Origin of the sequence: Brasilonema octagenarum UFV-OR1 (assembly GCF_963888615.1) — a bacterium.
GTDB lineage: Bacteria > Cyanobacteriota > Cyanobacteriia > Cyanobacteriales > Nostocaceae > Brasilonema > Brasilonema sennae.
In genome coordinates this window covers 64,888-86,825 of sequence record NZ_CAWPKW010000045.1, presented here as the reverse complement: position 1 = coordinate 86,825, position 21,938 = coordinate 64,888, and the positions used below count along the sequence as shown (strand labels likewise).

At 44.3% G+C, this 21,938-nt stretch carries 20 protein-coding genes and 3 pseudogenes; 13 read left to right on the top strand and 10 right to left on the bottom strand.

Features of this window, described 5'->3' with window-relative positions; translation table 11 throughout:
- Window positions 1-34: 34 nt before the first annotated feature.
- The 3 genes from AC5590_RS03110 to petM form a co-directional block, all read right to left on the bottom strand.
- On the bottom strand, window positions 35-952 hold the full coding sequence (locus AC5590_RS03110) for an NAD(+) kinase (RefSeq protein ID WP_169262997.1): 918 nt from the start codon (window positions 950-952) through the stop codon (window positions 35-37).
- Window positions 953-1,075: 123 nt separating this feature from the next.
- Window positions 1,076-2,065 carry an SDR family oxidoreductase gene (locus AC5590_RS03105; RefSeq protein WP_169262996.1) on the bottom strand — a complete coding sequence of 330 codons (990 nt, stop codon included), beginning with the start codon at window positions 2,063-2,065 and terminating at the stop codon, window positions 1,076-1,078.
- Window positions 2,066-2,208: 143 nt separating this feature from the next.
- Complete coding sequence (petM, locus tag AC5590_RS03100) at window positions 2,209-2,322, bottom strand: cytochrome b6-f complex subunit PetM (protein ID WP_169262995.1); 114 nt, start codon at window positions 2,320-2,322, stop codon at window positions 2,209-2,211.
- A gap of 256 nt (window positions 2,323-2,578) precedes the next feature.
- On the opposite strand from petM, the gene pdxA reads away from it, so the two are divergent.
- The 7 genes and pseudogenes from pdxA to AC5590_RS03065 all read left to right on the top strand — a co-directional run.
- Window positions 2,579-3,757 (top strand): 4-hydroxythreonine-4-phosphate dehydrogenase PdxA, encoded by a 1,179-nt coding sequence (gene pdxA / locus AC5590_RS03095; protein ID WP_169263025.1) that lies wholly within the window; start codon window positions 2,579-2,581, stop codon window positions 3,755-3,757.
- A gap of 30 nt (window positions 3,758-3,787) precedes the next feature.
- Entirely contained in the window at window positions 3,788-4,504 is a 717-nt protein-coding gene (locus AC5590_RS03090) for a 5'-methylthioadenosine/S-adenosylhomocysteine nucleosidase family protein (protein WP_348982674.1), read from the top strand.
- A 50-nt stretch (window positions 4,505-4,554) separates the two neighbouring features.
- Window positions 4,555-4,800 (top strand): DUF1902 domain-containing protein, encoded by a 246-nt coding sequence (locus AC5590_RS03085; RefSeq protein WP_169262994.1) that lies wholly within the window; start codon window positions 4,555-4,557, stop codon window positions 4,798-4,800.
- Window positions 4,801-4,998: a type II toxin-antitoxin system HicA family toxin gene (locus AC5590_RS03080; RefSeq protein WP_169262993.1), complete on the top strand. Its 198-nt coding sequence runs from the start codon at window positions 4,801-4,803 to the stop codon at window positions 4,996-4,998.
- An 18-nt stretch (window positions 4,999-5,016) separates the two neighbouring features.
- Window positions 5,017-6,627 (top strand): MFS transporter, encoded by a 1,611-nt coding sequence (locus AC5590_RS03075; RefSeq protein ID WP_246162834.1) that lies wholly within the window; start codon window positions 5,017-5,019, stop codon window positions 6,625-6,627.
- A 614-nt stretch (window positions 6,628-7,241) separates the two neighbouring features.
- A pseudogene (locus AC5590_RS03070) lies at window positions 7,242-7,448 on the top strand (3' terminal RNA ribose 2'-O-methyltransferase Hen1); the annotation flags it as partial.
- Between the two features lie 14 nt (window positions 7,449-7,462).
- A pseudogene (locus tag AC5590_RS03065) lies at window positions 7,463-7,747 on the top strand (polynucleotide kinase-phosphatase); the annotation flags it as partial.
- 107 nt (window positions 7,748-7,854) lie between these two features.
- On the opposite strand, the gene AC5590_RS03060 reads toward AC5590_RS03065, so the two are convergent.
- A complete protein-coding gene (locus AC5590_RS03060) occupies window positions 7,855-8,037 on the bottom strand; it encodes a hypothetical protein (RefSeq protein WP_169262992.1) in 183 nt (60 codons plus the stop codon).
- Window positions 8,038-8,846: 809 nt separating this feature from the next.
- On the opposite strand from AC5590_RS03060, the gene AC5590_RS03055 reads away from it, so the two are divergent.
- The 4 genes and pseudogenes from AC5590_RS03055 (at window position 8,847) to AC5590_RS03040 (ending at window position 11,096) form a co-directional block, all read left to right on the top strand.
- On the top strand, window positions 8,847-9,659 hold the full coding sequence (locus AC5590_RS03055; protein ID WP_248277112.1) for a transposase: 813 nt from the start codon (window positions 8,847-8,849) through the stop codon (window positions 9,657-9,659).
- A gap of 30 nt (window positions 9,660-9,689) precedes the next feature.
- Window positions 9,690-10,241, top strand: coding sequence for a hypothetical protein (locus AC5590_RS03050; RefSeq protein WP_248277111.1), 552 nt, complete (start codon window positions 9,690-9,692; stop codon window positions 10,239-10,241).
- Between the two features lie 483 nt (window positions 10,242-10,724).
- A pseudogene (locus AC5590_RS03045) lies at window positions 10,725-10,904 on the top strand (tetratricopeptide repeat protein); the annotation flags it as partial.
- Between the two features lie 15 nt (window positions 10,905-10,919).
- On the top strand, window positions 10,920-11,096 hold the full coding sequence (locus tag AC5590_RS03040) for a hypothetical protein (protein WP_246162877.1): 177 nt from the start codon (window positions 10,920-10,922) through the stop codon (window positions 11,094-11,096).
- Window positions 11,097-11,366: 270 nt separating this feature from the next.
- On the opposite strand, the gene AC5590_RS03035 is transcribed toward AC5590_RS03040, so the two are convergent.
- The 4 genes from AC5590_RS03035 to AC5590_RS03020 form a co-directional block, all read right to left on the bottom strand.
- Window positions 11,367-13,397 carry a protein kinase domain-containing protein gene (locus AC5590_RS03035; protein WP_169262991.1) on the bottom strand — a complete coding sequence of 677 codons (2,031 nt, stop codon included), beginning with the start codon at window positions 13,395-13,397 and terminating at the stop codon, window positions 11,367-11,369.
- 130 nt (window positions 13,398-13,527) lie between these two features.
- Window positions 13,528-13,800, bottom strand: a complete 273-nt coding sequence (locus tag AC5590_RS03030) for a hypothetical protein (RefSeq protein ID WP_169262990.1) — start codon at window positions 13,798-13,800, stop codon at window positions 13,528-13,530.
- 543 nt (window positions 13,801-14,343) lie between these two features.
- The gene (locus AC5590_RS03025) at window positions 14,344-15,834 is read right to left on the bottom strand and encodes a hydantoinase B/oxoprolinase family protein (RefSeq protein ID WP_370460512.1); all 1,491 of its coding nucleotides are present in this window, start codon (window positions 15,832-15,834) and stop codon (window positions 14,344-14,346) included.
- Window positions 15,835-18,063 (bottom strand): hydantoinase/oxoprolinase family protein, encoded by a 2,229-nt coding sequence (locus tag AC5590_RS03020; RefSeq protein WP_370460511.1) that lies wholly within the window; start codon window positions 18,061-18,063, stop codon window positions 15,835-15,837. It lies immediately after the preceding gene.
- A 290-nt stretch (window positions 18,064-18,353) separates the two neighbouring features.
- Here AC5590_RS03020 and AC5590_RS03015 point away from each other — a divergent pair, with 290 nt between their 5' ends.
- Both AC5590_RS03015 and AC5590_RS03010 read left to right on the top strand, forming a co-directional pair.
- Window positions 18,354-18,578: a FitA-like ribbon-helix-helix domain-containing protein gene (locus tag AC5590_RS03015; RefSeq protein WP_169262989.1), complete on the top strand. Its 225-nt coding sequence runs from the start codon at window positions 18,354-18,356 to the stop codon at window positions 18,576-18,578.
- Window positions 18,578-18,970: a type II toxin-antitoxin system VapC family toxin gene (locus AC5590_RS03010; protein WP_169262988.1), complete on the top strand. Its 393-nt coding sequence runs from the start codon at window positions 18,578-18,580 to the stop codon at window positions 18,968-18,970. Before AC5590_RS03015 ends, AC5590_RS03010 begins: the two co-directional genes overlap by 1 nt.
- 232 nt (window positions 18,971-19,202) lie before the next feature.
- Here AC5590_RS03010 and AC5590_RS03005 read toward each other — a convergent pair whose 3' ends face one another.
- Entirely contained in the window at window positions 19,203-19,490 is a 288-nt protein-coding gene (locus tag AC5590_RS03005; RefSeq protein ID WP_169262987.1) for a hypothetical protein, read from the bottom strand.
- A gap of 577 nt (window positions 19,491-20,067) precedes the next feature.
- Window positions 20,068-21,903 (bottom strand): AAA family ATPase, encoded by a 1,836-nt coding sequence (locus AC5590_RS03000; protein ID WP_169262986.1) that lies wholly within the window; start codon window positions 21,901-21,903, stop codon window positions 20,068-20,070.
- Window positions 21,904-21,938: the final 35 nt, after the last annotated feature.

Sequence of the window (21,938 nt, the reverse complement as noted above, 5' to 3'; positions counted from 1 at the left end):
ACAACGCCTCACTCATCCAAAATCCCAAATAACCCTAGGGTAATTCTACAGAGCTAGGCTTAGCTATATGTGGTAAACCCCAACCCAGTTTTTCTCGTAAAATCTTGAAAAATTCTGCGGGTTGGAGACGAACAAACGGGGCACAATAGGGTGACTTCTCTACTGAAACTCTATCGTCTGGCAGAACATAGCACCCTCCATTACCATCCACAGTCATCACCAGCCGAGGAGTATTCACTGGGTAGATATTAAGTGGTTCACTATCTGGAAATACCAAAGCTCTAGAAGCCAGAGAATGAGGACATATGGGTACAAGCTGCAGTACGGGTACACCCGGAGTCACGACTGGACCGCCAGCACTCAACGAATATGCTGTAGAACCTGTCGGCGTAGATACTATCACACCATCTGCTGCAATGTCTACTGCTGCGTGCCGACCAATTGCTATCTCAAAATGACACATAGAGGTCAATGGTTCTCGATGCAGCACCATCTCATTTAAGCACAGAGCTTCCCACATGACATAATCTTCCCGAAAAACTCTGATTGTGAGCATCGCTCTTTCCTCAATCTCATAATCACCCAGAAGCAACTTTTCTATTGCTTGGGGTAATTGATTGAGATAAGTTTCGGTCAAAAATCCCAAGTGACCGGTGTTGACCGTTAAAATCGGGATACCACAAGGAGCAACTAAGCGAGAAGCAGCCAGAACTGTACCGTCTCCCCCTAACACCACCGCAAATTTCATATCTGAATCAAATCCGGGAGGTGTTAGTCCCTCTATTGGGGTGTGGCATACGGGACTTTCCGGTGTAGAATAACCCAAGATTCCGCCGACAGCTGATGTGACACAGATATCCCAACCTGCGGCGGTTAATGTCTGTTTCAGTTCGATAGCGATTCGGCTTGCTACCGGCTTAACGTCATTGTAGATAATGCCTGCTTTGGGCACACTGAAATATCCAATTATTGGTGACGCACTTTATTATGTTAATCGTTGCACATTTTGGGCTATTTAGTCATTAATATTTTGTCTTTGTGTCAGAACTACTGAGTCATGACTTATGACTGATAGCTACTGAGTGTCGGTTTTCTTAAACGGGGACCTTTTTGGTTTTTGCTTTTTGGGCTGAATCTTCTGGTAGTCTAACTCCTTGAGCTTCTTCAAAATTCGGCTGAAGTACTCTTGCAGGTAAGTTTCTACGGTTGCGGTTTCGTTTGGATCTAACCCAAAAACCTGATAAACTTCCTCCATTGGAGCATTTAGCGGCTTGCCACTGGCGATGACTTCTGTAAAAGCAAGTCTATCTGAGACGTTCCATCCCCACTGAAAAAAGCGTATGACTCGGCGCACGGTACGTAGTAAATTAATTGGCAACCGTGTAATCCGCGCTTCTTTTCCGGATAAGCGTTCACACAAGGCTATAATTTCCTCGGCACTCCAAGCACGAGTTCCCACCACTGGAAAAGTTTGCTTTTCGGCTTCTGGTACCTTCAGCGCGCGAATGGCAAATTTAGCAACATCCTGAGTGTCCATGTAGGCGATCGCAGACGAATCTCCTGTTACCCAAACAGGCTGTGCTTCCAATATGGGAATTCCATATTGACCAATTAAGCCTTGCATGAAGCCAGACAGTCGCAATATGGTGTAATTTAAACCAGATTCAGCCAAAAAGAGTTCTGTACACCGCTTAATATCCATCAGCGGTACGTCTGGATATTTTTCAGCATCCACTATGGAGAAAAAGATAAAACGTTCTACACCTGCAGCAACAGACTCTTGAATCAAAGAGACTTTGCCTTCCCAATCTACTTGTCTGATACTAACAGAATCGGCAGGACGAGATGTTGACGCATCAATAACTGCTGTCACACCTTCAAGTGCTGCTGTCAATGTCTGACGATAGCATAAATCTCCTCGTACAACTTCTGCTCCCCACTCTTTTAAAAACGCGGCTTTTTTTGCATTCCGAACAAGACACCGGACTTTATACCCCTCATCGATCGCACGACGAGCCACTTGTCTCCCTAAGGTACCAGTGGCACCAATTATTAATAATGTCATGAGAGCTTTTTACAAAATTTAAACTTTTATGAATAAAATCTTATCAGACTTGACTATGCAAACAAAATTTTACACGCTTTTAAAGCGCGTATACGAGACAAAGAGACTTTAAAGTTGTCTCTTGTCTCTAACGCGATGCTTTTTTACAGCGATTCCTCTTCTCCACCCTGAACTTTGAGCAACAAAGCGCCTAAAGCCCAGCCTACAAAGATTAATCCGAAGGACAACAAAGCTGCATTCAACATTTCGCCGCTCATTGCTGCAATTCTCCTTTGCAAATTGTTTAATTAAGTTAAGTTTACCAGAGCCTGAAAGAGGTGCCAAAGTATTAGACTAGTGTAAAACATTGTAAAGTAGCCGATATCCCAAGTCGTCCTCCTTGTCTCCCTCCGATTGAATATTTTTTTATTTGCAAGTCCTTGAGTCAAGAACTGACCAAACAAGTCTGTTTTGAGCAAATTCCTGCTCTCTACGAAGTTGAAGTGTATCTTGAGAAGGAATAATATGCCAACAATGTACAAATTAGATGAAAAAGATATAACACCAGTGCAAAGCCGCCCACGCTTAGCATTAACACTGGGAGATCCAGCAGGAATTGGACCAGAAGTTATTTTAAAAGCTTTAGCCGATCCAGAAGTTAGCAAAAGTTGTGATCTGACGGTCGTGGGTAGCCGTAGTTTATTAGTAGAGATTTATACGAAACTAAAATTAGCCAAGAATTCTCAGCCTTTAGCAAATCCAGAAGAACTATCAATTTTTGATGTGCCCTTAGACAAGCACATACAGGATGAAATTCTTATTGGAACTGGGAATGCAGCGAGTGGTGCGGCTAGCTTTGCTTATATGGAAACTGCAATTGCCCAAACACTAGCAGATCAATTTGATGGTATCGTCACAGGTCCAATTGCCAAATCAGCCTGGAAGGCGGCAGGGTATAATTATCCAGGTCAAACAGAACTTTTGGCTGAAAAGTCGGGTGCCAAGCGTGTAGGAATGTTATTTGTCGCTCGTTCGCCCCATACTAACTGGACACTTTGCACTCTGCTTGCTTGCACACATGTGCCATTAAGTCAAGTACCCAAAGTATTAACACCGCAGTTGATGACAGAAAAACTTGACTTGTTGGTGGAGTGTTTGGAGAAAGATTTTGGTTTACAAAGAGCGAGGATTGCGATCGCTGGTTTAAACCCCCACAGCGGCGAACAAGGACAACTTGGACACGAAGAACAAGATTGGTTAATTCCCTGGATTGAGCAAGAACGCAAAAACCGCCCGAATTTACAATTAGACGGTCCGGTTCCACCAGATACAATGTGGGTTAAACCAGGTCAAGCTTGGTATGGTAACATTGACCCTTCGGCTGCTATCTCCTCCGGAGACGCTACGCGTTCGCCTTGGCGTGCGCTTGCGCTTACGACTACGCTCAGCACAAGTCCGCTCAGGGTAAACCCGTCACAAGCTGCAGATGCTTACCTTGCACTGTATCATGACCAAGGTTTAATACCTGTGAAGTTGATGGCATTTGACAGAGCAGTTAATACTTCTATAGGTCTTCCTTTTATTCGTACATCACCGGATCATGGGACGGCATTTGATATTGCCGGTAAGGGAATTGCCGATGCTAGGAGTATGAAAGCAGCAATTCTGTTAGCAGCTGAGTTGGTATCCCAGAGGCGAAAAGTAAAGCTGTAATCGCAGTATACGCAATAGCGCCAAAAAATTATGAAAATGCTTGTGGATGCCATTTTAGTTGTTACTGGACCAGAGTACAAAGCTGTTTGCAAAGGATTAAATCGGCTTGCAGTTCCCACACCGCCTGTTTTTCCGATTCCTATGGGTTCTTCAGCATTAACCAAACATTTAGAACAATGGTTGGAAGCTGAACATCTTTCTCATCATCCGCAACCGAGAGTTTTGTTGATGGGGTTATGTGGAAGTTTGTCAAGTAAATACAGTGTTGGCAAGGCTGTAGTGTATCGAAGTTGCGTTTATCCTGGTACAGACGAAAAGAAAAGTGCTGCTGAACTTTTGTGCGATCGCGAGTTAACAAAGATAGTCCAAAACCAATTACAAGATAGAGTTTTTACGGGTGTTGGTTTGACGAGCGATCGCCTGATTTATTCTGCCAGTGAAAAACTTCAATTAGGTCAAACATATCATGCTGACGTTGTAGACATGGAGGGATTTGCAGCATTAGAATTTTTGAGTCAGCGAGGAATTGCTGTAGCAATGTTGCGAGTCATCAGCGACGATGCACATCACAATATTCCTAACCTCACCAATGCATTTCACTCTGATGGTTCTTTGCAGGCATTTCCTTTAGCAATGGAACTCCTTAGACAACCAATTGCTGCAAGTCGTCTTGTTTCTGGTTCTCTGAGGGGATTACGTATTTTAGAGGATTTAACAACTTTTTTGTTTAACACGGTAGATATTTGACGTTTGTTTTAAACTCAAATTACGTCGTCAATTCGACAGAGCGCTTAATCATGACACAAATCACATTTAAAGTTCAAGCTTTTTGGGATAAAGATGCACAAGTCTGGGTTGCAACGAGTGAAGACGTGCCAGGATTAGTCACTGAAGCTTCTACAATTGAGGTTCTTACACAAAAGCTTCGAGATATGATTCCAGAACTCATCATTATAAACAGAATTGTACCTTCTGACTATGCGGGTTCTATCACTTTTGAGTTAATCAGTCATCGGCAAGAGTTAATTTCGGTAACTAACTAAATGAGTGCGTCATTTACTGCTGAGTTGAAAAAGATTCTTTCTGAAGCTGGTTGTTACTTTGAACGGCAAGGTAAAGGAGACCATGAAATCTGGTACAGTCCAATTACAGATCGTCGATTTGTGGTAGATAGTTCTATCAAGTCACGCCATACAGCCAACGCTGTTTTGAAACAAGCTGGGCTGTCTAAAGCCTTTTAACGAGTCAATACTTCTAATATGACATCACCATCAGCAGTTGCTCTTTCGATGTGGACTCCTCTGCGTCAGCCAGTCTTTCGTGCCTTGTGGGTAGCATCAGCAGTGTCAAGCATTGGAACTTGGATGCACGATGTCGGCGCATCATGGTTAATGACAACTCTTGCCCCCAATTCACCGTTGTTAGTGGCGCTGATGCAGGCGGCGTCTAGCTTACCATTTTTTTTGCTGGCGTTACCAGCAGGAGCACTTGCTGATGTTGTTGATCGTCGCAAGATGCTGCTGTGGACACAGGGTTGGATGTTAGTCGTAGCTGCTTTGTTGGGTGTGCTGACAATAGCTCACATAACAACTCCGTGGATACTCTTAGGGTTAACCTTTGCTCTGAGTATCGGTAGTTCGATGAATATGCCTGTTTGGCAAGCTGTAACGCCCGAACTCGTAACGAAAGAAGAACTGCCGCAAGCTGTCACTCTCAGTGGTATTGTTGTTAATTTATCTCGCTCAATTGGTCCAGCCGTAGCAGGGATTGTCATCGCCACAGCAGGAACGGGTGTTGTTTTCCTGCTAAACGCTGCTTCGTTTGTCAGTGTGATATTTGTGATTTCTCGCTGGAAACGTACGGATGAAAAGAGTGCTTTACCCACAGAACGGTTTGTGGGAGCTATGCAAGCAGGGGTACGTTACATCCGTTACGCCCCAGTCTTTCAATCTGTACTGATTAGGACAGTAGCCTACATTTTCTTTGCTAGCGCTTTGTTTGCCCTACTACCACTGCTGGGGCGTAAAGAGTTGGGGCTGGATGCGTTTGGATATGGTGTCGTTCTTGGCTTTTGGGGTATTGGTGGCTTAATAGGAGCGTTTATTTTACCCAAAGCACGAGAGAAATTTTCAATCGACAGCCTGGTGGCGATCGCATCCTTAGTGATGGCTGCGATGATGCTGGCACTAGCATATTTCCGGATTGTACCACTGGTGTGGGTAGTGATGCTACTGGTGGGCATTTCGTCCCTGTGCGTGATGGTTAGTCTGACTGTCACAGCCCAAACATCAGTTCCAAGCTGGGTGCGTGCTAGAGCTTTATCTGTACAATTGCTTGTGTTCCAAGGAAGTATGGTGTTGGGCAGTCTTTTGTGGGGTACTTTGGCTCAACATACAAGTATCTCGACTGCCCTTACCAGTGCTGCTGTAGGATTAATTGTGTGTGTCCTGCTGACAAGGCGTTATCGTCTTCGCTGTGCTGAAAAATTGGACTTACAAGCGTCGCTGCATTGGGATCAGCCACGCATTGCTTTTGAACCTTGCCCAAATGATGGCCCTGTTTTAATTACTTTAGAATATCGCATTGACCCAGCAAACGCTGAAGAGTTTACCAAGGTGATGCAAGCATTTAGCCAAATTCGCCGGCGTGATGGTGCGATTCAATGGGGCTTGTATCAAGATTTATCTGATCCTAGTCGCTTTGTGGAAACAATCCTTGTAGAGTCTTGGGCAGAACACAAAAGGCAATTTGCGCGGGTGACGAATACAGATAGAGTGATTGAGGAACGAGTCCGTGCTTTTCACATTGGTGATGAACCGCCCAAGGTTTTACAGATGATTTATTCAAACCCCAACAGGCGTCCATGTTAGGCAATTCAAAATTCAAAATATGCCCAAAGGGCACGCCAAAGGCGAACAAAATTCAAAATGAAAGAACCAGGAAGAAGTTTTATCAGTTAAAACAATAATCCCACCTAGTTGCTGTGTAGGTGGGGTATTGATGAACGGGATTTACACAATCAAACAAAAATTAACGTCTTCAAAGAATGAAAGGTGTAAGGCTAGAGGTACAATGGATTGCGCCTGTATTGGTGTAGAGACAGTACCACAATCCCGGCTATTCCTACACACTTCACTCCTCACTGCCAGTCTTAACAAAAGATTTGGTGTGTAGGTTCAAGATTAACAGAAACATTGCAGGAAAAACCTGCCGCTACCGCGATCAGTGTCGAAGTTCACAAGATGCTCCCTAATTATCTAGAGTGTTTAATTCTATATACAACTTAGGAAAAGACAAACAGGAAAATAAGCTAGCCTATCACAAATATTTAGCCAAGCAAAATATTTTCCTTTTCCAAAGAATCTGTTAAGAAATATCAAGTAGGAAGTGCTATGGCAGCATTAAATAAATATTTTTGGTAATCACGAGCTGTTAAGCAGTAATTATGATTATTCTGCCCAGAGTGAACCTCTGTTTATTGTGAATGCTGCTGTCGATTACAACCACATATTATCCAGCTACAGATTTAGGATACCTACTGCATAAACACCCAGATCGTTGTCAGTCTTTTCCTCTTTCCTTTGGACAAGCGCACGTCTTCTATCCAGAAGCAAATGAGCAACGATGCACTGCAGCACTGCTTTTGGATATTGATCCAGTGAAGTTAGTGAGCGGACGTGCTGCAAATCGCTAACAATATGTTAGCGATTTATTGTTAAAGGCGATCGCCAGATTGTTCAGCCTGCTGTCAAGTGTCGAGGACGCGAATATCTGCGAATGATTTACGATCCCGAATATTCAACGCCTGAGAATTTGCAACATTTAAGTCAACGGGGACTATCTGTCAAGCGTTCTTTAGCGATGCGGGAGTTTGCTTTGGGTGTCGAGGCTTTGGAGCTATTTGTTGCTCATGTTCCACTGCGTCGTGTGCATGAGTGTGTTTTTGGTATTTTGGCGATGGAGAGCGAACCTGTTGATCCAAGATTGTAAAAAGTTTTGTAGCCACTAGCTCATTTTGGGGAAAAACAAAATTTGTCTGCAAGTCTTGTAAAGTAAGTGTTTTGAGGAGCAGATGGCACTTACTCCTTTTAGAGAGATTAGTGGAAAGCTGCTTGGGAATTCATTCCCAAAACTAGTTGAATTGAAGTTCTGCTAGCTTCCCAAGTCGATTCCACCAAATACTCGCTAATAGTCGCCATAATGTCGAAGCTTCCTGGGGCTAGTTCTAGCAGAATTTCTAATATCACCTCACAAATAATCGGCTTCCAGTAGATTCGCATAAACTTGCTCCAAAAACCTCTGAAGATAAATACAGTGGCTTTTGACAACTTATGCAACCAGCTTTACTTTGATAAAAATCAATACAGTTCAGTTAGTGGTGTTTAGTTTTGTTAAGATCCCCCAACAGAGTTAAAAAGGGGGCTTAGTACAGCATTTCATAAATCCGTGACGAACTGAATCACCTACTGGTAAAGCTTCAAGAGGCTAAATAACGCTACGAACTTGTGAAACCCACCTTCCGCACTCCAGTTGAGGTGGATTGAGTAATTACTCGTTTAAGTAATTACTCAAGAACCTTAGCTTTTTCATACGAGAAACCAAAACAAAGAGTGACTTTCACTTAATGAATTGGACTCATGCACCCTGATGTAATTTTTATATGCGAGTAAACAGAATTCGTACTGAGGGGAGACACCCCTCAGTGCAATCACCCCAAACTAAAATGGGCATTCCGTTTTATATCAAATCCGGTAGCATCTGAGTGATAAAAAAACCGCAGAGGCGCAGAGGACACACAGAGAGAGAGGAAGAAGGAAAAATTCCGATATAAACGGATTTGATATTAGTTGCTGGCAGGAACCAGAAAACTAAATCATTCAATGCAAACTTGAGATTGTATCTCAAGTTTGGCGTTTAAAATCTATTCGACCATAGTGACCCTCGCGGCTATTTTAAACAAGAGAAAATGGCGGTTACGCTAGCACCTACTGCTAGGACTAAAGCCACCAGCCCTTTCAACGCGAACAAATGAACTAGGATTTTGAAATCTAAAACCCTGTGCCAGTCAGGAATCTGAGGTACAACTTCGATGTATCCTCAAGATATAAGGGCGAGTTTGGGTGTCAAGATGCTACGCTCCATTTTTGAACAATTTGTCCAAGAAAGTCCAGTAAGTGTAATGGCACGAGGATTAATGGAGCGTGTATTTGCCCCGGAACGGATGGATAAATTATTTGAAACTCACGCGAAAGTACAGCACCAGCAAGAATTACTATTTTCCAGCCAAGTAGATTTGATGAGTTTGGTGGTGTGTGGAATTCAAAAATCGGTTCATGCCGCCTATAAAGCCAGACCAACAAACCTGATTGTGAGCACCACAGCACTATATAAAAAGCTCTGCGGTGTAGAACTGAGTGTGAGTCAAGCATTGGTAAGAGAAACAGCGAGCGATTTGCGAGTGCTAATTGAAATCATGGGTGGAGAACAGCCAAATCCACTACCAGGATATCGGCATAAAATTGTAGATGGGACTTGTTTGGCTGCTACAGACCATCGATTAGATGCAATTCGTTTATTTGCAGCTAAAGCTTTGCCAGGTAAAGCAATAGTTGTATTAGATCCACTATCAAAACTGGTAATAGATATTATTCTTTGTCAAGATGGTCATGCAAATGAGCGGAGTTTATTTGATAATGTGCTGTCTGGTGTACAACCAAACGATGTTTGGACTGGAGACCGGAATTTTTGCACAGCCAAGTTTCTGTGGACGATTGCACAGCAAAAAGCTTTCTTTGTGATTCGGCAACATGGGTCTTTAGGTTGGACAGAACTGAGCACCTTAAGAGCTTTGGGTCAAACCGATACAGGAAATCTTTTTGAGCAGTGCATCGAAATTTGTTAGGAGGGAAATCGTTTAAAATGCCGACGAGTTGTGCTGAAGTTGTTTGTGCCAACACGAGACAAAGAATGGGAAATAGCGATTTTGACAAACTTACCCTTAAGCCACGCTGATGCGGCAAAAATAGCCGAGTTATATCGTAATCGTTGGAGTCTAGAAACCCTTTTTCAAACCGTAACTGAAAATTTTAACGCAGAAATTCAAACGTTAGCCTATCCTAAAGCTGCCCTGTTCTCGTTTTCGATGGCGTTAGTAACATACAACATTCTCGCCACTCTAAAAGCCGCCTTAGGAAGCGTACATGGCATCGCCAAAATTGATGCAGGTTTGTCTGATTTCTACTTAGTAGATGAAATTCAAGGCACATATCGCGGGATGATGATTGCTATTCCATCCCAGCAGTGGGAAATATTCAGGACATATTCTTTAGACCAAATGGGACAACTTTTACAACAGCTGGCGACTGGCGTGAATCTCAAACGTTTTCTCAAAGCCATAAGAAGTCCGAAGAAAAAACGCCAACCTTTAATTGTTGATCATAGACATCGTCATGTTTCGACTGCACGCCTTTTAGATATCTATTGAGATAAGTAATCTTTTTTTGAGCCTGTCGCAGCGAAGCGGTTCGCAGCGCGTTGCGGGGGTTCCCCCCGTTGTAGCGACTGCGAACCCGAAGGGTGAGTGACCGCCACGACAGGCGATGCCGCTTCACTCGCTATTTTGATAGCGGCGGTCGCTCAGCGACAGGCAACGGGGGGAGTCCTGAGGGAGGGCGCAGCCCCCCTCGTGCCTCCTGGAGACAACTCGAGCATTTCCGCTTGTTCGCTCATCACACCTTTTGCTCACGCCTAAGCGAAGTTTCTACTGTCGATGGCGATTGCGCGGAGCGCAGACGCCAAAGGCGTATCGCCGATTTTTAGTCTCAACTCCACTCATAACTCTCAGAGTTAACACACGCTAAAATTGGTCGAAAATATCTATTTTCCTACTCATCTGCAACTTGTGTCATTGGAATGACTCACTAGTTCATTTGTTCGCGTTGAAAGGGCTGGCTGGGCTTGGGCATACTTTAACCGGGGAGTAGCCCGCTATGCGAACGGCGAACATAAAGATGCGACTAGAGATTATGATCAGGCAATTGATATAGATGAAAACTACGTTGATGCTTACTATCAGCGAAGTTTAGCCCGCTTTGCCCGCAAGAAATATGAGGATGCAATTAAAGACTGCGATAAGCCGGAGGCTTGACGCTTCGCGTATCGCGTGATTAAGCGCGATCCTAACTATGCTCAAGCATACGAAAACAAAGGTAACGCTTTCTTGGCTTTGAAAAAGAAAGTAGAAGCGAAGCAGGCTTTTGAGCAAGCGGCTAAAATCTATTCTCAAAAACAGGATAACACCAACTTGCAACGAGTGCAGCAAACCATTACTGGAATTTAGACGTTGCAGAATAGAAATATGAATTAGGGCGATTGCATAAAGCAAGAAACGCGACTAGCACGTATAGCCGTTACCAGGTAGATTAGGAGATGAACTAATGAGATAAAACAGACATCACCAGACTTTCACACGCCTGTTAAGCGTTAAGGGTTAATAGTTAAGCGTTAAGAGTTCGGGTGTTCCCTGTTGCCTGTTACCTATTACCTGTTCTCTCCTCCCTCCTATATGTCCTAATAGAGTTGGCAACAGCTATAGATAGAGATTTTTTGATCAATGCAAGTTAGAATCCCAAATTGCAATGTAAATTTGGTCTTCTGAATTGCGTTCTATCGAGCCTTTGAGTCCACCAACATTAAAAGAGTATTGATTGGTTTTGCGATCATAAACTTGTTGCAGTCCTTGCTTAATATTACCAGAAGCACTACCCCCTAGCATTCCCTGCAATGTGTTGTGCATCACCTCCGGTGCAACAGATTGGGCAAAAGAAACTTCTGTTTGACGCAGCATTTTTGTTTGCCGATCAAACAAATAACCAAGATCAACGCGGTTTGGATCACGCTGGTAAAGGTAAGCACGAGTTCTCCCAAACGCACCTCTAGAAACCTTAGTTGGCTTTCCTAAAGCTGCTGTAACAGTATCTTCTGAAGAACCAACGGGAAATGCAGGAACATCACTACTACTGGTTTTTGGAATTGCAAGACTTTGTTTTTCCAGCTGTGGAGGTGGGGTGGAAGCCTCTGGAGTTGAGATCACATTAGGAGAAGTTGCTGGTTGTTCTGTTTTTTGTGGTGTAGATTGTTGTTGTGTTACTGGTTGTTCTGTTTTTTGTGGTGTAGATTGTTGTTGTGGTTTTTGCTGTGTTACTGGTTGTTCCGTTTTTTGTGGTGTAAATTGTTGTTGTGGGATAGATTCTTGCGGTATGCTTTGCTGTGGAATGGAAGTAATTGGAGTTTGCAATTGTTCAGGGACTTGTTGTTCTGGTACAGGCTCAATTGTTGATAACTGTGATTTCGAGTCAGGAACAACTGAGGGTGAAGCAGATATATAAGCTTCTGGTTGTTGTTGCGCTCGCGTGGGTGCAATCACGACTGGTTCTGGTGTAGTAACTCTGCTATATCTACGTATCCTAGCTTGAGAAGTAGGAGTTGGGGAGGGTGTTGCAGGGGTTGGATTTGTTTCGTTCGCTGTTGGAACCTCTGTAGAGGTGGGCGATGTTGCAACGGGAACTTCAGATGATTGACGATTTATATTGGCAATGGCTACCGCACCAATCAAGCTACCCACAAGCATACTGCCTACAATCCAAGCAGGTTTTTGCCAGTTTGCTGGAGTGGAAGAAGTTGGAATAACAGCAGGTTTGCGAGTGGAAGGCAATGCTGGTTGAGTATACTGTGATGAGTATGATCCACCAGAACTTGTAGTCACAAGGGGTACTGTCGGTTGAGAGGCTGCTGTTGGTTCCACCGTAGGCACAGAAGTTGCAGATCTCAAAGCATAAAGCATTTTGCTGGCGGTAGTGTAGCGATCGCCTGCAAGTGGCTTAATTGCCTGATTGAGTATCATCACCAAGTTTTGGGATACTTGAGGAGCTAGGTGGTGCCATGTCACTTGACTAGTTTGAGGATCTGTTTGTAGTTCACTTGGGTATTTACCAGTGAGCAAGTAAATTGCTGTCATGCCTAAACTATAAATATCACTGGCGTAAACTGGGCGTCCAACAGCTTGCTCATTCGGCATATAGCCTGGTGTACCAATAATCAGTGATTGTACGGGATATCCTCCAGGACTCACCACTGAACGTATTGTTTCTTTGACAGCACCAAAATCAATTAAGACAGGTTTGCCATCCGAGGAGCGGATAATGATGTTGTCCGGTTTAATATCCCGATGAATAATCCCTTTACTGTGGACATAATCCAATACGGACAGCAAACTCAATAAGATTTGCCTAACAGTCGTTTCGCCCAGTGCCCCTTGTGACTTAACTATGTGTGCTAGAGTTTCACCTTGAATCCATTCTTGAACAAGGTAAAATTGCCCTGTTTCAGGAAAGTAGCCAAAGAGTTCGGGAATTTGGTCACTACCTTTGCCGAGAAACTCCAGGGTTGCAGCTTCTCGTTCAAATCGGTTTTGGATAACTTGATAAGTTTGCGGGTTGTTGATTACGGGTTTGAGTTGCTTAATCACACAGCGACGGCGAGAAGGCATATGAGTATCTTCCGCCAAAAAAGTTTCACCAAACCCACCGGCACCGAGTACCTGGAGAACTTGATAGCGATTGTTCAGCAGCTTAGTTGTCATGCTCCATTATCTGAGATCTCATTCGGATAGAATATAACGCAGCCCAACAGGACAGTGTACAGTTGCCAATTGACTAGATGAGCTTTTAATGGGACATATCGGTACGAAACGAAGTAAAACAGACATTCGGTTAACCATAGGAATAGCTATCCTTCATGTGCAATTTTTTAAACTCTGATAACTTAGCGCGGATTCTTTTCCCATCAACGCGAATCTCTAATCTTGTACTTGATTGCACTACAACGCGACCTGTAAGACCTTTGCCAAAAGCTATATCGCCAGTGTTCCATCCGTGAGTGTAACTAGCACGGGGTTTTGAACAAGGAAAGCCAAATTTATTGATTCGGCATAGTCTTCTAGTTCCTTTCCCAGTTGACTTGGCTGATAACGGAACCGTTGTCAATGCCGACACTTACCCTGTTAAAGGTAGTTTGGTTCACATTTGCACCGTATTACTACGATTTAAAATGCTCCCTGAGGTCTTACGAGATAAAGGCAAGGATAATGGTTTACTAAAACCCTGGCAGGGACTTAAATCAACCAAGAAACTCTTACCTAAGATACTTCCCCTTTACAAATGTATACCAAATCCTAGACGACTGCAGGAAGCGCATGTGTTCCACTTTCAGAACTGTGTTTTTGGGTTAAGTAAGTTAGGATTTGTTTATAATTTTATGTTACGCACTGCTTTGCGTATGTCCCCTTGGGACGAGTGCAGTACTGCTTAGTAAGCAAGAGCTACTAAGTACAAGATTTAACAAGTTCGTAGCGTTATTGAACCTCTTGAAGCTTTACCAGTAGGTGATTCAATTCGTCACGGATTTATGAAATGCTGTACTAAGGTCAATACCTTCGCCAATTTAAGAGCCTTGGGAATAGAGTTTAGCGAAGGTATTGCCTATAGGTTGGAATTTCTTTTGGCACTCGTAGTTATGCGATTATGGGTTTAGTCGTCTTGTAAGCTTTTGACTGAACCAAATCCTCCGCCTCCTGGCGTTTCAATCACAAAGACATCGCCTGGATGCATTTGAACCTCTGCTTTGCTAGGGAGGGGTTCGATTGTCCCATCATGGTGTTCTAGCCAATTGCGCCCGATCGCGCCCGGTTCACCACCTTTTAACCCAAAGGGCGGCTTTTCGCGATGACCTGATAAAATTGCAGCAGTCATCGCTTCACGGAATTTAATCCGACGAATGACTCCGTTTCCACCCCTGTGTTTTCCCTTTCCGCCACTATTAGGACGGATAACAAACTCTTCCACTAAAATCGGGAATCGCCACTCTAGCACCTCCGGATCGGTGAGGCGTGAGTTAGTCATGTGCGTCTGAACAGCATCAGTTCCGTTAAAGGTTGCCCCAGCACCAGAACCACCACAAATAGTTTCATAATACTGGTGTCGCTCATTGCCAAAGGTGAAATTGTTCATGGTGCCACAAGATGCTGCCATTATACCAAGGGCACCATACAGGGCGTTTGCGATCGCTTGGGACGTTTCAACGTTACCTGCGACGACTGCGGCTGGATATTGCGGATTCAACAGACAGCCCTCTGGAATAATAATCTCTAAAGGTTTGAGGCATCCTGCATTCAGGGGAATGTCATCATCAACGAGTGTACGAAAAACATAAAGGACAACCGCTTTGCAAATAGCTATTGGGGCATTCAAATTTGTAGATTGCTGCGCAGAGGTGCCAGTAAAATCAATACAGGCAGCGCGATGGCTTCGCTCAATCGTAATCTTGACTTTGATCTCACTTCCATCATCCATAGAATAAGTAAAGCTGCCATCTTTAAGCACATTAATCACGCGCCGCACTGATTCTTCAGCATTATCTTGGACATGCTGCATGTATGTTTGCACCGTTCCTAGTTCGTAATGCTCGATCATGCGGGAAAGTTCCTGCACACCTCGCTCATTAGCGGCGATCTGTGCTTGGAGATCAGCTAAATTTTGAGCGGGATTGCGAACCGGATAGTTACCTGCGTTCAACAATTCTAGTAATTCTGCTTCTCGAAAACGTCCTTGCTCTACAAGCAAAACGTTATCAAGCAAGATGCCTTCTTGATTTATAGTGGTGCTGTGTGGTGGCATCGAACCCGGTGTAATTCCGCCGATGTCGGCATGGTGACCACGTGAGGCGACGTAGAATAAAGGAATTGCAGCCTGGGAGACAAAAACTGGAGTAATAACTGTGACATCTGGAAGATGCGTACCCCCGTTGTAGGGATTATTAGAAACGTAGGCATCACCGGGTTTAATTGTATTGCCTTTGGCTTGGATTAAACTAGCCACGCTTTCGCTCATCGAACCAAGATGAACCGGAATATGCGGCGCGTTGGCGACGAGTTGTCCGTGTTGATCAAAAATGGCGCACGAGAAATCGAGCCGTTCTTTAATGTTGACGGAGTAACTTGTGTTTTGCAGCGTGATGCCCATTTACTCTGCGATCGCCCGCACTAAATTGTTGAAAATTTCTAGGAGAACAGGGTCGGGGGCAGAAAAGGACTTTGAATTTAACTTACTTGAATTTTGTGCTAAGCTGAAGGATGAATTAGTAGTTTGATCTTTGATCTTTGCTTCATCCCTACTCAAAATTAGGTGATTCCGTGCAGTTAACTCTGCACACCAACCAGGCTCAATCACATTTGTTCCAGTGGGTTCGACGATCAAAGCGGCTCCTGTGATGCGATCGCCAGGTCTTAAATCCTGACGCTGATAAACGAGCGTATCGTGCCAGTTACCTTTGGTGTAAATTTGTACCGTCGCGATTGCTTCAAGCGGTGTGGTTCTGCTAGATGTAAGTATCGGTTCTTCGAGGTCGATGGTCTGTCCAACCACTTCCACAGAAACCGCTTCCACCATCAGTAATTTATCAGGCATCGTGAAGCCGTAACGCTGGTAATAGGCTTGCAAGAACTGATCGCGCATGGAAACCACATTCCCAAAATCTACAACCAAAGCAGAATCTGTCCCTGCATAGCGTAGATGTGCTTTAAGTAGAACGTGGATTTGAGACTCAGCGATTCCCTGTTGAATAATTTCAGTGCGACCTTGAGCAGTAAGAGTGGCAAGCGTTTGTTTTAGCGAAGGCAGTTCGGACTCGGTTAATTGAACTTCCACTGCCTTTTGTTTGAGAGTTCGTACATCCGCCAACCCAATGCCATAGGCAGATAACACCCCTGCATAGGGATGAATGAAAATTCGGGTCATCCCTAGCGCTTCCGCAATCAAACAAGCATGTTGTCCGCCAGCACCGCCAAAGCAACAAAGTGTATATTCTGTGACATCATAGCCGCGTTGAATCGAGATTTTCTTAATTGCGTTCGCCATTTTACCCGTCGCGATCGCTAAAAATCCTTCTGCTACTTGTTCTGGCTTTTGTTGAAAACCAGTTTTTTCACTAATTTGTGCTGCCAATTCGGTAAACTTTTGCCGCACAATCTCAGTGTCTAGGGGCAAGTTACCTTCATTGCCAAATACAGACGGGAAGAAAGCGGCTTGAAGTTTAGCGATCATCACATTGCAATCAGTGACAGTTAATGAACCGCCTTGACGGTAACAAGTAGGACCAGGATATGCACCAGCCGATTCAGGACCTACTCGATAGCGAGATCCATCGAAGGAAAGAATCGATCCACCACCCGCCGCCACGGTATGAATCGACATCATTGGGGCACGCAGCCGCACTCCAGCAACTTCGCTTTCAAATGTGCGCTCGTATTCACCGTTGTAGTGAGAAACATCGGTGGATGTCCCGCCCATATCAAATCCGATGATTCGGTCAAAACCTGCCATTGCGCTCGTTTTCACAGCTCCAACGATTCCGCCAGCCGGACCGGATAGAATGCTGTCTTTACCTTGAAATCGGTTAGCATCGATTAAACCGCCGTTGGATTGCATGAACATGAGTTGGGGCACCGCACCATCCAAGAGCGAACCTTGGAGTTCTGTGGCAACCTGATTTACATAGCGCCGCAAGATTGGAGATAGATAGGCATCAACCACAGTAGTATCGCCCCGGCTGACCAGCTTCATCAGTGGGCTGACTTGATGAGACACTGAGATTTGGGTAAAACCGATGTCACGGGCGATTGCGGCAACTTGTTGTTCGTGGTTGGGGTAGCGGTAGCCGTGTAGAAACGCGATCGCACAAGCTCGAATGCCAGCGTTGTATGCTGATTGTAGCGATTGCATGAGTTGAGGATTAATTTGAACGCTCAAAAGTTCTTCACCTTGAGCGCTATAACGTTCCTCAACTTCAATCACCCGTTCATAAAGCATTTCAGGCAAAACAATGTGACGCGCAAAGATGTTCGGACGATTTTGATAACCAATGCGTAACGCATCACGGAAGCCCTTTGTGATCAGTAAAAGAGTGCGATCGCCCTTACGCTCTAATAGTGCATTCGTCGCCACCGTCGTTCCCATTTTGACAACAGCAATTTGATCGGTTGGAATTGGCGCATCAGATGGAATTCCTAAGATATCTCGAATACCCTGAATTGCAGCATCTGTATAACGTTGTGGATTTTCCGACAACAGTTTGTGAACGATGACTCTACGATCTGGACTTTGTGCCACTATATCGGTAAACGTACCGCCTCGATCAATCCAAAACTGCCAGCGTTCAGTAGTAGGGTTGTTCGTGGAAGAATTATTCTGCATTGTCATTTCCTGAATTCGTTAAATACAGCCTACTAATAGAACTGAAAAAATCTCTACTTCAGATGTAGAAAGAAGTGCTACATCTGTCGCTTTTAGGACTGATGCCAAAATTTGATCGGATTTTTAGAAGTGGTAGGAGATTTGAGATAGTTGCGTTGATTTCTCTGAATCGCCAATACCTTTCTTAGTTAATCGGATGCTGAAATAATTTAGGCGACTCAAATGCTAGCAGAATGCTAGCATAAAGGTAACGATCCGCGAGTATTCTAGCACTCTTCTAAGGAGGCAGTATGGCAACAATTACGATTCGCAATATATCTGATGAATTAGTCGCTCGGATTAAACGCTTGGCGGGACAAAAGGGGATTTCGATGGAGCAAGAAGTCCGCGATTTACTGCAAAAACGCTATGGCGAACGTAATGAAGTGCTTGCTCGTATTCGTCAACGCGCGGAAGCGTTACCGATGGAACAAGAAAGTCAGGTGCAGTCTTGGAAATCAGAAGGACGACTCTGATGGTGATTGATACGATGGTGTTTGCCTATGCGCTCTTACACGTAGAGGAGAAGTATGACCAGGCAATCACTGCTTTAGAAAGTGTAGATCGGATTGTGGTGCCTGATTCGTTGTTTACCGAGCTCGGCAATGTGATTTGGCAATGGATACAATTTCGGCAACTACCGTTGCAAATAGGTTTAGATGCGCTGCAAGATGCTGAGGCATTGGTTGATATCACGATTTCTAGTTCTCAAATTCGGGATATTGCTCTAAAATTGGCAGTCGAGGCAAGTCATTCGTTCTACGATACGTTATTCGTGGCAGCAGCAATTCAATCTAATACTCAGGTGCTGACTTATGATCGCAAACTAGCGGCTAAGTTTGGCGCTCACGTTGAATTGCTGGAATAGGGATAAATATGTGCAAAGCATCAAGTTATATCAAATCCGGTAGCATCTGAATGATTAAAAAACCGCAGAGGCGCAGAGGACGCAGAGGAGCCAGCGCTGCAGGAGGGTTTCCCTCCGTAGGCGACTGGCGTGGAGAGGAAGGAGAAATAATTCCGATACAAACGGATTTGATATTATTCCTACATTGATCGTAAATGCGACCATTTCCATTTTTGTTGTTGAGGATTCCATTTCACAGTAACAATTTCTGATGGTGGTTCAAAGCGATCGCTTCTTGATCAACTTGCATTAACTCTGATATTTGAGAATAGATATAGTGAGACAATCGATCTCTAACACTTTCAGCAGGTAAACGCAGTTGAAGAGCAATGTGTTTTCGAGAGTGTCCTAGTAAAGATTGACAAATAATCTCTTTATCCCACTCGCTAAGTTGTCCTCTACCTAAATCTGCTAGCTTTCTGAAAAAAAGCTCAATGTCAATTCCTAGCTGTTCGATCACCTGTTGGCAATGTTTGCACATGTCATACCAATTCTATTCCTATCAGAAATGATAATCCCAAACCTTAGTGAAAATCGTCTTAATACCAATTCTCCATGATAGCTTGCTCGTAAAGTGCCATAGATGTACTTTATTTTTAAAACGTAGACGCGCAGCGGCTTCCCGCAGGGTACCGCCAAGAACGCCAAGAACGCCAAGAAAAGAGATTTAATTATTTAGTGCAAGTTTATAGCAGAATCGGTATAAAGATTCAGGTCTAAGATTGAGGATAGGACTTACGCACGAGTTACTAATAATAGTTGACTGTGAGATTGCGTACTCCTGGTCGCAATGACACAACTACGTTTCCCTTGCGTAAGTCCTGGAGAAATTAAATACGGTAATTGTTGAGAATTATTAGCCAGTGTTTTACAGCGGTTTTCTGTAAGGTGGGCATTGCTCATTAATATCTCAAATGTCTATCAAATCGGCTTTTCTAAGCAATGCCCACCCTACGATTTGTGGTCTATTCATATGAAAACTGCTGTAATAGCTAGCCTACGGAATACCGGGAAAAACTGTGTGCCATACACCGAAAACTGTTTTTCAACGCAGCAGGTTACGCCGGACGCTGTTGGCTTAAAACCTGGTAGGAATAGTTAAAATCGTCAGTTGTAATCCGGATTGCCGCCGGATCACTCATTCCACCAGAGCGATAGCGACGGATTGCTTCTACAGCAGAGCGATCGCCTAACAATGCCAAATCCGCCCCGTTCCAACCCTCAGTGACTGCTGCCCAGTATGCTAAACTCACATCCTGCAATGGACGGTCTTGGTTGTGGAGTAGCAGAATTGCCAAGCGACTTTCCAAATTAGGTAAATCCACTAATAGCTGTAAATCTAACCGTCCAGCGCGAAGTATTGCTGGATCTAAGGTATCAGGACGATTGGTAGCGGCAATCACTAGAATGGTAGCACCTGTCTGCAACCCGTCTAATTCTGTGAGCAACTGTCCCACAACGCGATCGCTGACTCCAGAATCGCCATTGTAACGCCCTCTTGCTGGTGCTAAAGTATCAATTTCGTCGAGAAAAATAACACAGGGGGCTGCAAGTCTAGCTTTGGCGAATAATTCCCGCACTGCTTGTTCGCTAGCACCCACCCACTTGCTCAGTAATTCCGGACCATTGATGCAGATAAAATTAGCTCTAGCTTGGGAAGCAACGGCTTTAGCTAACATAGTTTTGCCAGTTCCAGGTGGTCCCCAAAGTAAAATGCCTTTGGGCGATCGCGCTTTGGTTCTTAAATAAAGTTCTGGATGTAACAGTGCACCTTCTACCGATTCGCGCAGAGTTTGTTTGATTTCCTCAAGTCCACCAATTTCTGACCAAGCAACATTAGGAGATTCTACTTGTACCGAACGCAAAACGGCGGGTTTAATTTCTTGAAGTGCTTGCAAAAAATCTGACTGCTGTACCGTCATCGTCTCTGGAATTTGGGCTTCAATGGAGGGGACTTGGCGGCGCAAAGCACTGTAGGCAGCTTTTTGACAGACGGCTTTCAAGTCTGCACCCACAAATCCGACGGCTAAATCGGCGATCGCTTCTAAGTTTACCGTCTGGTCTAATGGTATAGCGCGAGTCAGAATTTGTAGGATCTCCAAGCGTCCCTGACGGTCTGGTACGCGAAATAACACTTCGCGATCAAATCTTCCAGGGCGTCGCAACGCTGGATCAAGATGGTCGGGACGATTAGTGGCCCCTAGCACGATCACGCCTTTAGTTGTGGCAAAACCATCCATCAGGCTGAGGAGTTGTGCGACTAGCCGTTTTTCCACTTCCCCTTCTACTTTGCTGCGATCTGGGGCGAGACTGTCGATTTCATCTATGAATATCAAGCAAGGAGTACTTTTCGCAGCTTTCTCAAAGATTTCTCGCAGTCTCTGTTCCGCTTCGCCGTAGTGTTTACCGATGACTTCTGGTCCAGCTATGGCAATGTGGTTGACTCCCAGTTCTTCAGTAAGGGCGCGGGCAGTGAGAGTTTTGCCAGTACCAGGGGGACCGACTAATAAAACACCCCGTGTCGGTTCTAGTCCAATTTTCGCAAGTAGGTCAGGACGTTTTAAAGGTATGGCGATTAATTCTTTGAGTTCTTTGAGGACTTCCCCAAGTCCGCCCACATCTTTTAACGAATAATTCTCTGTTGTCTGATTTGGTTTGACTGGGTTTGGGGTTGTAGAACTCGATCCACCAGAACTAGAACTAGATGAGTGTGGAGTGCGGAAGCTACTTGTGCTGACATTATTTACATAGCTAGGACGGGGAGAACGAGGTATACTCCTCAAAGGACGAGTTCGGAACTGCATATCTGCTTTGAGTTCTCCAGTTTCAATTTTTTCTTCCAAGGCTTTTGCAAGTTCTAATAACTGCTCAAAACCTTTGAATAAATCGTTCATCAAACTTCTCCCCTTTTTTTTGCAGTCACATTTGT

Excerpts from the sequence above, each read along its gene's own strand:
- AC5590_RS03025 (WP_370460512.1), bottom strand. The coding sequence starts at position 15,834 with ATGGGCATCACGCTGCAAAACACAAGTTACTCCGTCAACATTAAAGAA.
- AC5590_RS03010 (WP_169262988.1), top strand. The coding sequence starts at position 18,578 with ATGGTGATTGATACGATGGTGTTTGCCTATGCGCTCTTACACGTAGAG.
- AC5590_RS03055 (WP_248277112.1), top strand. The coding sequence starts at position 8,847 with ATGTATCCTCAAGATATAAGGGCGAGTTTGGGTGTCAAGATGCTACGC.
- AC5590_RS03020 (WP_370460511.1), bottom strand. The coding sequence starts at position 18,063 with ATGCAGAATAATTCTTCCACGAACAACCCTACTACTGAACGCTGGCAG.
- AC5590_RS03090 (WP_348982674.1), top strand. The coding sequence starts at position 3,788 with ATGAAAATGCTTGTGGATGCCATTTTAGTTGTTACTGGACCAGAGTAC.
- AC5590_RS03060 (WP_169262992.1), bottom strand. The coding sequence starts at position 8,037 with ATGCGAATCTACTGGAAGCCGATTATTTGTGAGGTGATATTAGAAATT.
- AC5590_RS03005 (WP_169262987.1), bottom strand. The coding sequence starts at position 19,490 with ATGTGCAAACATTGCCAACAGGTGATCGAACAGCTAGGAATTGACATT.
- AC5590_RS03035 (WP_169262991.1), bottom strand. The coding sequence starts at position 13,397 with ATGACAACTAAGCTGCTGAACAATCGCTATCAAGTTCTCCAGGTACTC.
- pdxA (WP_169263025.1), top strand. The coding sequence starts at position 2,579 with ATGTACAAATTAGATGAAAAAGATATAACACCAGTGCAAAGCCGCCCA.
- AC5590_RS03015 (WP_169262989.1), top strand. The coding sequence starts at position 18,354 with ATGGCAACAATTACGATTCGCAATATATCTGATGAATTAGTCGCTCGG.
- AC5590_RS03105 (WP_169262996.1), bottom strand. The coding sequence starts at position 2,065 with ATGACATTATTAATAATTGGTGCCACTGGTACCTTAGGGAGACAAGTG.
- petM (WP_169262995.1), bottom strand. The coding sequence starts at position 2,322 with ATGAGCGGCGAAATGTTGAATGCAGCTTTGTTGTCCTTCGGATTAATC.
- AC5590_RS03000 (WP_169262986.1), bottom strand. The coding sequence starts at position 21,903 with ATGAACGATTTATTCAAAGGTTTTGAGCAGTTATTAGAACTTGCAAAA.
- AC5590_RS03075 (WP_246162834.1), top strand. The coding sequence starts at position 5,017 with ATGACATCACCATCAGCAGTTGCTCTTTCGATGTGGACTCCTCTGCGT.
- AC5590_RS03085 (WP_169262994.1), top strand. The coding sequence starts at position 4,555 with ATGACACAAATCACATTTAAAGTTCAAGCTTTTTGGGATAAAGATGCA.
- AC5590_RS03080 (WP_169262993.1), top strand. The coding sequence starts at position 4,801 with ATGAGTGCGTCATTTACTGCTGAGTTGAAAAAGATTCTTTCTGAAGCT.